The following is a 10,256-nucleotide window of genomic DNA, read 5'->3' as shown; positions in this document are numbered from 1 at the left end:
CCATTTCGTGTCTCACAATCTATTTAAGTTAGATATGTTCATTAGAACTGTCTAAATTAAACCCTATAACAGAGAATAATAGTGGCACAGTCTAAAATACATGATGTGTTTGAGAAAAACTTTCAAATAAGCTTTGTCCCTATATTAGGGACTATAATCTCCAAATCGCCCCTCGAAAGTCCTGCTAAAATAACCCCCAATATCTATAATGTGGATATTGGGGGTTATTTATTATAATATTTGATTTATGATGCATGTTAAGTTGCTAGTTTTTTCTGGAATTAGATTTACCACTCATTTCAAGACCACCACTTTCATAATGGGCCCAACATGAATAGATTTCGACTATTCTAGTTACTTTATCAATGGTATAAACGACGCGATGCTGTCCATTTATCCTTCGAGAATAGTAACCAGCCGCAGGTGGTGTTAATTTTTCAAATGACTGTATTGGTTTATATGGATCAGATTCCAATACATTTTGTATTTCTTCAAATGACTGACGTAATGGGCTTCTTAAAACTTTTTTTAAATCACCTTTAGCTGATGATTTTATTTTTACTTTCCAACGATTACTCATGATCAATTTCTTTGATCATTTCGTCTAAATCAACTGATTCATCATCTTTACGGCTGAAGGTGGCTTGAATCTGACCATTCATCATTAAGTTCATGGTTTCCTGTAATGCATCATAGTCTTTTTTTCCAATCAAAACGGCACTACGGCTGTCATTAGATCCTGCAATAATAACAGGTTGGGAGTCCCGATTAGCGTTTTTGATAAGTGAAAATAGGTTTGTTCGTGCTGTAGTTGGATTAATAATTTTTTCCATATGTTTTGCCTCCTCAACTTATCTAATATTATAAGCGTACATGATAACGTACGTCAATTATAAACTATTATATCGTCAAAGGAGATTATGACTTATGTAACAAGTTGTCTTACCCATTAAAGATTCAAACGTACTTAAAGAGGTTCAAGATACTTTACTCAATAACTTTAAAGCCGGTCGGCGTAACTATACGATTTTTCAAGTTGGCAAAGCTACACTGCTGAGAGTGAGTGACGTTATGAGGTTAAAACAGACCGATATTTTTAATCCAGACGGTTCTATTAAACAAAACGTGTTCATTCACGATCGAAAAACGGGTAAACCTAATACCTTGTACCAGTTCAAACAGAGCTCTTATCGTACCGTCAATGGCTGCTTGATCATAAGCTAGATTCTGAATGGCTTTTTTCTTCCATTCAGCACCCCGAGCGACATATCACGGAAAAACAGTTCTACAAAATCATGAGCAAGGTTGGCGATCTGTTAGGAATTGATTATCTAGGTCCCCATACCATGAGCAAAACCGGGGCTTATCGCGTCTACACGCAATCAAATTATAATATTGGCTTAGTCGTGAATTTCCTCAATCATTCCAGTGAGGCGATGACTTTAGCTTATTTAGGCTGAGACCAGGCTAGTACTGAAACGATGCTGGATCACATTGATTTTGGGTAGAAGGCTGGCTTTATGGATTTAGATTTTGAAACCAACAAGCATGATCTTTTTGATGATTGGCATCAAAACTAAACAAGCCTTTACGCACAAGTTACAGCAACAAGCTCAAATTAAAAAAACACAATTGATTCTTATTTGTTGTTTTAATTTGAAAATTTAAATATTAATAGCTAAATAGTGAAGGCCTATGTACAATTGCTGAACTAGTTTTGCAATGTTTACTTGTATATAATTCGATTTAAAGTTTAAGCGTGTTATTATAAATACTGTTTATTAATGTAGCTTAATTAGCGATGGGAATGTGGCACGTTTTTTAGATACTTTCGTGCGAAAGATAGGCCCAATTTGGAGGATATTAGTAGTTTCTATTCTAATTGAAAAGACCCGATAGCCTTAATAAACCGGGATTTTAATGACAACATTTTATCTAAAAAAGTGAGAAAGGTAGTTTCTTTTATGTTAAGGAATAATTATTTTGGAGAGACTAAAACGCATTATAAATTATATAAATGCGGTAAGAATTGGGCTGCCATGGGGATTTCATTATTTTCGCTGGGATTAGGGATGCTAGTTACCAGCCGGCCAGTGTCAGCTGATGTGACAGCCACCAGCACCTCAAGCAGTGCAGTGAGGACCGATGCAATCAGTGCAAGTAGTAGCAGTGCAGTGAAGGCCGAAACGACTAGTGCTAAAACACGCCAAACTGTAACTAAGATATCTTACAACACATTATTGCAACAATTACGTACAAGTAAGGCTTTGGCGACTGATAAAGAAGTTCTAACACATGTTACTAAGGATAATTTTCTTGCTTACTTTTCATTAAACGGATCAGCCACTTATGATCAAAATACTGGTATTGTGACTATTACACCAGATGAATATAATAAAGTTGAAAATTTCTCTCTCAAGAGTAAAATTGATATGAATACTAGTTTTACTTTAACTGGTAAGGTTAATTTAGGATCCAATCCTAATGGAGCTGACGGTATTGGCTTTGCTTTTCATAACGGTAATACCACAGATATTGGTAATGCTGGTGGCAACTTGGGTATTGGTGGCTTACGAAATGCTCTGGGATTTAAGCTTGATACATGGTCAAATGGTTATCAAGCTCCACAGTCTGATAAAGATGGTAGCCAAATCGATTCAACTAACTCTAATGATTTTGGTTGGAATGGGATTCTATGAATGCTCCATATGGCACATTTGTTGATACTGAAAATGAAGAAGTTGCTACTAAGGATGGAATAAAAGTTCAAAGATGGTGGGCTAAAGATGTGGATGGAACTTCCCAAGCGTTAAGTGAGTCTGACGTAAACGGCCAATTTCATGATTTTACAGTTGATTATGATGGAGATACAAGAACATTAACAATCAAGTATACTCAAACAAGCGGTAAGATATTAACTTGGACTACGACTGTCTCGAATTCTAATCAAGCAATGGCAATGATTGTCAGTGCATCAACTGGTGGTGCTAAGAATTTACAGCAATTTGAAATAATGAGTTTTGATTTTAAGCAAGCAGCGACAGTTAATGTTAAGTATGTTGATACAAAAGGTAATCAAATTGCTCAAGGTGAGGTTACTTATCCAAATGGCGCTAATGTTAATGGTACTTATACTACAGGACAATTAGAAATTCCCAATTATAAGTTTGTAAGAATGGATGATGGTACTGCCACTGGAGCAAAAAGTTTGCCAGCGACGGGTACTCTAACAAAAGCTGGAGATAATGGGACGGTTATTTATGTCTATGCACCAGCGTACACACAAACAAGCAAAACAATTAGTGAAACCATTAAGTATATTGACCAAGATGGTAAAGAAGTAGCAATAGGATATACGGCAGATCCAATTACATTTGTGACAGTAACTAATCCAGTTGATAACACAACAACAACGTATTACTCAACTAAAGCAAAGACTGCAACGCTGGATGATAATGGTGTGCCAACAGAAGCTGGATGGACAAAAGCAGACAGTACCGATTTCGCAGAAGTAGTTAATCCAGAAGTTGATGGCTATAAGGTAATCAGTAATGATGCCCCAAACTCTGATTTGACAAGCGTTGCAGTTCAAACTGTCTACACTAATTCTAGTGATCTTGACTTCACGGTGGTTTATGCCAAGAATGCGCCAACAAAGCCGGTTGACCCAAGTCAACCAACGACGCCAATAAAGCCGATTAACCCAAGCCAATCAACGACACCTGCTAAGCCGGTTCAGGCTGGTCAAGCAGCGGCTACTAATTTTGTGGATCAACGGTTGCCTCAAACTGATGAAACTGATCAACGACACATGACACTGAGTGGTTTATTACTATTAGCCATGAGTAGTTTGTTAGGACTCTTCGGAATGACTAAGCGGCAGCGCAAAGAATAGGATGATATTATATGCTAAATCAGCAGCAAATTAAGAACCAGTTTGAGAGCTTAGCAACCCTGCAAGCTATTCAGAAACAGGCATACCAGATGTTAGTGCAAGGGCTGGCCACAACTGGGTTCTCAATGCGTGAGTGGGAAATATTAGTCTATCTTGAACAACACGGACAAGCTACTGCTAGTGAATTAGCTGATGCGTTCATGGTTACGCGCACACTAATTTCCAGGAATACCTGGCGACTGATTCAAGATGATTTAATTCAATCACAAGTAAATCAAACTGATCGACGAATTGTGTGGCTGACTTTGACTATTAATGGCCAAGAAACTGTCCAAAAAAGCGTTCGGCAAGTGCAAGCAAACCTAAAAGATTCCAACCAAAGTTACAATCTGAATAAATTGACTAAACAAGTGGAAACTTTGTCACAACAACTGGCTAAGATAAATTAAAAGTTTTTCAAAGTAAGTAAAGATGCCTTAATGTAAATAAAGATCGGTCTGTTAAAACCCTTGGGCTTGAGCAGGCCGGTCTTTTATTGAATTGAAGCAAATTTAAACGTTAAGATTATTTTTGGCTCGTGACAATAATTATTTTGTATACCCAAGTAATTAATCGAGCGCTGCAAGTATCAAAGTGTCTCCCCGTTAAAGGGCTTAGATATATTAGATGCAATTTTTGGGGCGTCTTGAATATATAATGAGTAAAGTGTTTAGATAGAACAAGTCAGGTCACAACTTAACAGTTGTGGCCTCTTTTTTGATACTGTATAATTAAAGGGTTAGAACCGTGTCATTACTTAATGACATAAGTAAGGAGATAAAAAGATGAAATATGGCTATGCGCGGGTCAGTACCACTGATCAAAAATTAGCAAATCAAATTGAGTTACTAAAATTGGCAGGAGCAGAAAAAATCTTCCAGGAAAAGTTTACTGGCACAACTACTGAACGACCGGAGTTTCAAAAACTGTTGCGCGTTCTAAAAACAGGCGATACTTTGATTGTCACTAAGTTGGATCGGTTTGCACGGAACACGCGCGAGGCATTAGCCATTATCCAAGAGTTGTTTAAAGAAAATGTCAAAGTTAATATTTTGAACATGGGCTTAATTGATAATACGCCGACTGGCCAATTAGTCTTTACAATATTTAGCGCCTTTGCGCAGTTTGAACGCGACATGATTGTCACGCGCACACAAGAAGGTAAATTGTATGCCAAGCAACATGATCCGTTGTTTCGGGAAGGACGACCGAAAACGTATTCTGATGAACAGATCAGATTTGCTTATGAGTTACGACAACAGGGGATGACTTATAAGATGATTGAACGAAAGACGGGGATTAGTAAACGCACGCAGCAGCGACGGTTTAAGTTGATTTAAAAATAGGTGTTTTAAGAATTGAATGTTTAATTAATCATGTACGACGGGGATTGTCGCTTTATTAAACAGTTGTGAGAGAAATTTATTTAGGAGTTTTAGGCACTATTTATACCTGTTGTGCTATTGAGGTTAGTTGTGATTAAGGATTAATTTGGTACTACCAAAGGCCTACTCAATTGTTAGTTGAGCAGGCCCTTTGTGGGTATTTTGATTAGGGATCTCCCAGTTTAAACCACTTAGTGAGACCAACTATATTATAATACAGCATGTTTGCAGCAATCACATAGTCTTAAATCAAACGTTTGCTTTCGTTATTTACAATTATAGGATCGATTATTTGTTGCTCTTACATAGCTTAAGAAAAGCAATCTTGCCACATACTGAGAGGCCAAAATAAATAGAAACTATAATCCAGAAGACTTACAAGCCATAAACGTTATTAGACCGCTTATCAACATGGCTAAGTAGTATATTAGCAACAACCATTTACGAAAAGTTATTTTGCTCCCGTTTAGAACCAAATCAGTTACATAATAAATAAGCATGATACTGAAATTAACTATTACCGTAACCGCATAGGCTTCCGTAACAGGATTAGGTATAGGTAAATATTTGTCATTGTCATGTAGAATAGTCGATATCAAATAGTATACTGGGACTAACAACATCAGAACATTAATTGCTACTTTGTAAATGTGGCTCTTTATGTATAATCTCATATTTGTTGTTTCTCTTTTCTAATCTAAACACCAATATTTATCAAATTCAGATAGATTGCAAATTTAATCCGAAGTTTTTGACAAATTGATCAGCATGACTTGGTAAGGTTTTTGCCAGTTAAGTACTTTAAACGGTCTTGGGTTAATTTGGAGTAACGTAGTTGTTAAATCTTGAGCACGGTAAGACTATTCACAGGACTCTTAAAAGTTGTTAGAAACTTATTATAAATCGATTTAGTGGCTAGTTTTAGTTCATGAGCAATTACTTCTGGTGACCAGCTTAGCTGTAAATGGTTTAGAATGGTTTGCTTTAATTTAGCATTCAGTTTAGTCTTACGGCCACATCGTGCCCACTTATATTCAGCATCTGCTTGGGCCAATTTAGCCTGATAAGGTTGACATCTGACAATTCATAGAAATGGTGGCTGGTGATCGATTTAACCGATCAGCTATTTGGCTATTGGGCAGACCTAGCTCACAAGAAGTTTCGATTTTAATTCGTTCCAAATAGGTTATACTAGACAAAAGATCAGTTCCTAAACATGGGTTTATGGTAAACCCCATTTTAAAGGAAGCTGGTCTTTTTTGTCCGAACAGCGTTCGGATTAATTTAAACTAGCTACTAAATCTATTTATAATTGGCTAAATCAGGGGAGAATTGGTTTCTCCTTGAATGATCTACCTGAACATGGCGTACGCCAACGGCGTAACGTTGACCAACGTTCTAAATATAATCAATCATTAGGACGGTCAATTGAACAACGACCCATCGTGATTAATCGACGTAATTGCATCGGTGATTTTGAATTAGATACAGTCGTTGGCCCTCGTGGACATAGTAAGGCAGTTTTATTAATTCTACTTGATCGTAAATTTGGATACTGTTACTAGTATACCCATAAATTGTGATGAAATTATAGTGAATCGTCTTTTTTTAGCCATAAATTAATTATTTGCAAGATTTGTCGTATGAAAATACAATGCGAGGTCGGGATAAACAAAGATGGTGTGAGAAAAATCTAGTAAGCCATTATTCTTATAATAGTTACAAGAATCCAAGGCCAAGTGAGTTGCGCCCTGTGCCAAATTCATTAGTTCGGCCTCTTCCTTGTTAAGATTGGTGAGTGAAAGATAATCATCACTGTTAGCAATCCCGATGCCGTAAGCTTCGTTGATGAAGTCCCAAATTGACGTATTGACAGCTTCGGTCGATAGATAGGGGACGACAGAGCGTAAGTAGTAGGCCTTTTCCAAACAATACAGTTGGTCGTGCCAGTAGCGGAGGCGAATGATACGATACAGTTCTTCGTCGACGGGAATGTTGAGTTTGCGGCTCAGGGCACTATCGCCGTGGATCGTATCAAAAGTCAGAATCTTCGAAGTTAAAGTCCGTGGGTGGACATGACTATTGAAGAGTGAGCGTGCTGACAGATTCACTACCGTTTTATGTTGAAGCTGAATATTAGTAATATAATAGCCACTGCCTTGAACCCGACGCAGGAGCCCCTGCTGGTACACCAAGTCAATCGCTTTGCGAATGGTGTTGCGGCTAGCTTGGTAACGTTCCATTAATTGGGCTTCCGTGGGGAGTTTGACGGTAAAAATGCCGTCTTGAATGGCGGCAACGAGTTTGGTTGCAATGTCACGATACATGGTGTTCACTTCTTTCGAATATTAAGTTGTTATTTAATAATTTGTGGGTACAAATCAAATAAATTGCAGATATCTGATTAATAAGGCTTGTCAAATTTGTACCCATGACTTATAATTCTAATTGTAATGAAAGCGGTTTATTAAAGCAACCGCTGTAACATATAAATTTAAAACAATCTAGGAGCGTGTTTATTATGGCTGAAAGAACAATTATGTTGGTATGTGCCGCTGGGATGTCAACGTCATTATTAGTCTCAAAGATGCAAAAGGCTGCGGAAGCAGAAGGCATTGATGCAGATATTTTTGCAACCGCTGCCAGTGATGCTGATGCGAAGTTAGCTGAAAAGAATCCTGACATTTTAATGCTTGGACCACAAGTTCGTTATATGTTAAGTGATTTCCAAAAGCGCGTTGATATTCCAGTTGAAGTTATCAACATGCAAGACTACGGCATGATGAACGGCGAAAAAGTTTTAAAGGAAGCCGAAGCATCAATTGCAAAAGCAAACTAATCATTAAATTGTAAGTGCTACCAGCCCACGGTAGATCAATCGCGGCCGGTGGCATTTTGATTGTGATGCACACGAATAAATGCTAAAAGGATGAGGGTAAATGGCAGAAGAACAAACAAAAGAAGTTGAAGCAAGTCTCGAAACCATTATGGGTTTGATCGTTAATGGTGGTAATGCAAAGAGTTCCGCTTTCGAAGCAATTAAAGCTGCTAAGGAAGGCGACTTTGAAACCGCTGATGCCAAGTTAAAGGAAGCAGATAACTTTCTAACCGAAGCACACAATTCACAAACCTCAATGTTAACGGCGGAAGCACAAGGGGAACATACCCACGTGTCATTGTTATTAGTACATTCACAAGATCACATCATGAATGCCATCACCTTCCGCGACTTAGCTGGTGAAGTTGTAGACGTTTATCGGCGTTTAGTTGCCGATGAGGCGAAGTAGTTAATTAATTTGAGCCTAGGCAAATACCTGCTGGTGTTGGTCTGGGCTTGTTTTTTCATTCATGCCGTGGTCGCTTATAATGGCAGACAGCTTAACAACGGTGACGTGGCGGTTACACGCTTTTCGTTAGTTAAGGTAACAAAGACTGTAACTCAGGGATAGCCTGAGCAGCATTAATGGAGGGAATTAGTTCATGACAAAAGGATACAAAATGCCCAAAGATTTTCTGTGGGGTGGCGCGGTCGCGGCCCATCAATTAGAAGGCGCTTGGGATGTTGATGGCAAGGGCGTTAGCATTGCCGATGTAATGACAGCCGGACGTAACGGGGTTCCCCGTAAAGTCACGGATGGCGTCAAAGATGGTGAAATCTATCCTAATCACTGGGGCAATGATTTTTATCATCGCTATCCAGAAGATGATCGATTATTTGAAGAAATGGGCTTTAAGTGTTTCCGGACGTCAATCGCGTGGACCCGGATTTTCCCGAATGGTGACGAGAGCGAGCCTAACGAAGCTGGTTTGAAGTTTTACGATGACTTATTCGATGATTTATTATCGCATGGCATCCAACCCGTTGTGACCCTGTCACACTTTGAAATTCCATACCACTTAGTGAAGGTTTATGGTGGTTTCAGCAACCGTAAGATGATCGACTTCTTTGTTCATTTTGCGAAGACTGTCTTCAAGCGCTATCAGGATAAGGTCAAGTATTGGATGACCTTCAACGAAATCAATAACCAAACAGCTTGGAGTGATCCGCACCCATTGTTACAAAATTCCGGCCTACAACTTAGCAAGGATGACAATTGGGAACAGGCGATGTATCAAGCAGCTCATTATGAATTAGTAGCGAGTGCCCTAGCTGTGCAAGCGGGCCACGCAATCAATCCTGATTTTCAAATCGGCTGTATGGTCGCGATGTGTCCAATCTATCCGTTAACAGCTAAACCAGCGGATGTGATGATGGCAGAACGGGCCATGCAAAAACGGTATTGGTTCGGGGATGTCCACTGTCTCGGTGAATATCCAAAGTGGTTACCGAAGTACTTTGAACGCAAGGGCTTCGATATGGATATTACCGCTGCTGACTTGGCAACTTTAAAGGCTGGTACGGTGGATTACGTTGGTTTCAGTTATTACATGTCATTTGTTACAAAGGGTCGTGACGGTGACAGTGATTACGATTTCAAGGAACCCGATGACTTTGTTGAGAACCCCTACGTTGAGAAGTCTGATTGGGGCTGGCAAATTGATCCAACTGGGTTGCGCTATGCGATGAACTGGATGCAAGATCGGTGGCACTTACCACAATTCATTGTTGAAAATGGCTTTGGTGCTTACGATAAGAAGGAAGCCGACGGGAGTGTACATGACGACTACCGGATCAGTTACTTCCGTGATCACATCTTGGCGATGGAACAAGCGGTCGTATTAGATGGTGTTGATCTGATTGGCTATACACCGTGGGGCTGTATTGATTTGGTCTCAGCAAGTACTGGTGAAATGGCGAAACGGTATGGATTCATTTATGTTGACGCCGATGATAATGGTCAAGGCAGTTTTGACCGTTCTAAGAAAGACTCCTTTAACTGGTTCCAACAAGTTATTGCGAGTGATGGTAAAGATTTATAGTGAAAGGATGATAATGC

General features: G+C 39.0%; 8 protein-coding genes and 4 pseudogenes. 8 read left to right on the top strand and 4 right to left on the bottom strand.

From position 1 onward, the window contains the following. Positions 1-265: 265 nt before the first annotated feature. Positions 266-580 (bottom strand): Txe/YoeB family addiction module toxin, encoded by a 315-nt coding sequence (locus tag FD29_RS02820; RefSeq protein ID WP_003680273.1) that lies wholly within the window; start codon positions 578-580, stop codon positions 266-268. After that, positions 573-833, bottom strand: a complete 261-nt coding sequence (locus FD29_RS02815) for a type II toxin-antitoxin system Phd/YefM family antitoxin (protein ID WP_003680272.1) — start codon at positions 831-833, stop codon at positions 573-575. Before FD29_RS02815 ends, FD29_RS02820 begins: the two co-directional genes overlap by 8 nt. Before the next feature lie 115 nt (positions 834-948). Here FD29_RS02815 and FD29_RS11205 point away from each other — a divergent pair. The 4 genes and pseudogenes from FD29_RS11205 (at position 949) to FD29_RS02795 (ending at position 5,274) form a co-directional block, all read left to right on the top strand. Then, positions 949-1,460, top strand: a pseudogene (locus tag FD29_RS11205) (site-specific integrase). 557 nt (positions 1,461-2,017) lie between these two features. Next, a pseudogene (locus FD29_RS11510) lies at positions 2,018-3,895 on the top strand (lectin-like domain-containing protein); the annotation flags it as partial. An 11-nt stretch (positions 3,896-3,906) separates the two neighbouring features. Next, entirely contained in the window at positions 3,907-4,344 is a 438-nt protein-coding gene (locus tag FD29_RS02800) for a MarR family winged helix-turn-helix transcriptional regulator (protein WP_057887456.1), read from the top strand. A 375-nt stretch (positions 4,345-4,719) separates the two neighbouring features. Then, positions 4,720-5,274, top strand: coding sequence for a recombinase family protein (locus FD29_RS02795; RefSeq protein ID WP_013356291.1), 555 nt, complete (start codon positions 4,720-4,722; stop codon positions 5,272-5,274). Positions 5,275-6,056: 782 nt separating this feature from the next. Here the strand turns inward: FD29_RS02795 and FD29_RS02785 are convergent. Beyond that, positions 6,057-6,518, bottom strand: a pseudogene (locus FD29_RS02785) (transposase). 84 nt (positions 6,519-6,602) lie between these two features. On the opposite strand from FD29_RS02785, the pseudogene FD29_RS02780 reads away from it, so the two are divergent. Beyond that, positions 6,603-6,866 (top strand): annotated as a pseudogene (locus FD29_RS02780) (IS30 family transposase); the annotation flags it as partial. A gap of 72 nt (positions 6,867-6,938) precedes the next feature. Here FD29_RS02780 and FD29_RS02775 read toward each other — a convergent pair. Beyond that, on the bottom strand, positions 6,939-7,646 hold the full coding sequence (locus FD29_RS02775) for a GntR family transcriptional regulator (protein WP_003642541.1): 708 nt from the start codon (positions 7,644-7,646) through the stop codon (positions 6,939-6,941). Between the two features lie 194 nt (positions 7,647-7,840). Between FD29_RS02775 and FD29_RS02770 the strand changes: the two genes are divergently transcribed. The 3 genes from FD29_RS02770 to FD29_RS02760 all read left to right on the top strand — a co-directional run bounded on the left by FD29_RS02770 (position 7,841) and on the right by FD29_RS02760 (position 10,239). After that, entirely contained in the window at positions 7,841-8,158 is a 318-nt protein-coding gene (locus FD29_RS02770; RefSeq protein WP_003639490.1) for a PTS sugar transporter subunit IIB, read from the top strand. A 100-nt stretch (positions 8,159-8,258) separates the two neighbouring features. After that, entirely contained in the window at positions 8,259-8,606 is a 348-nt protein-coding gene (locus FD29_RS02765) for a PTS lactose/cellobiose transporter subunit IIA (RefSeq protein WP_003642542.1), read from the top strand. Positions 8,607-8,799: 193 nt separating this feature from the next. Continuing rightward, a complete protein-coding gene (locus tag FD29_RS02760; RefSeq protein WP_003642543.1) occupies positions 8,800-10,239 on the top strand; it encodes a 6-phospho-beta-glucosidase in 1,440 nt (479 codons plus the stop codon). Positions 10,240-10,256: the final 17 nt, after the last annotated feature.

The organism is Companilactobacillus mindensis DSM 14500 (assembly GCF_001434275.1).
In the GTDB taxonomy this organism is placed as follows: Bacteria; Bacillota; Bacilli; order Lactobacillales; family Lactobacillaceae; genus Companilactobacillus; species Companilactobacillus mindensis.
Note: the sequence above shows the minus strand (reverse complement) of the source record. Positions and strands in the feature narration are given on the sequence as shown.

Excerpts from the sequence above, each read along its gene's own strand:
- FD29_RS02820 (WP_003680273.1), bottom strand. The coding sequence starts at position 580 with ATGAGTAATCGTTGGAAAGTAAAAATAAAATCATCAGCTAAAGGTGAT.
- FD29_RS02815 (WP_003680272.1), bottom strand. The coding sequence starts at position 833 with ATGGAAAAAATTATTAATCCAACTACAGCACGAACAAACCTATTTTCA.
- FD29_RS02800 (WP_057887456.1), top strand. The coding sequence starts at position 3,907 with ATGCTAAATCAGCAGCAAATTAAGAACCAGTTTGAGAGCTTAGCAACC.
- FD29_RS02795 (WP_013356291.1), top strand. The coding sequence starts at position 4,720 with ATGAAATATGGCTATGCGCGGGTCAGTACCACTGATCAAAAATTAGCA.
- FD29_RS02775 (WP_003642541.1), bottom strand. The coding sequence starts at position 7,646 with ATGTATCGTGACATTGCAACCAAACTCGTTGCCGCCATTCAAGACGGC.
- FD29_RS02770 (WP_003639490.1), top strand. The coding sequence starts at position 7,841 with ATGGCTGAAAGAACAATTATGTTGGTATGTGCCGCTGGGATGTCAACG.
- FD29_RS02765 (WP_003642542.1), top strand. The coding sequence starts at position 8,259 with ATGGCAGAAGAACAAACAAAAGAAGTTGAAGCAAGTCTCGAAACCATT.
- FD29_RS02760 (WP_003642543.1), top strand. The coding sequence starts at position 8,800 with ATGACAAAAGGATACAAAATGCCCAAAGATTTTCTGTGGGGTGGCGCG.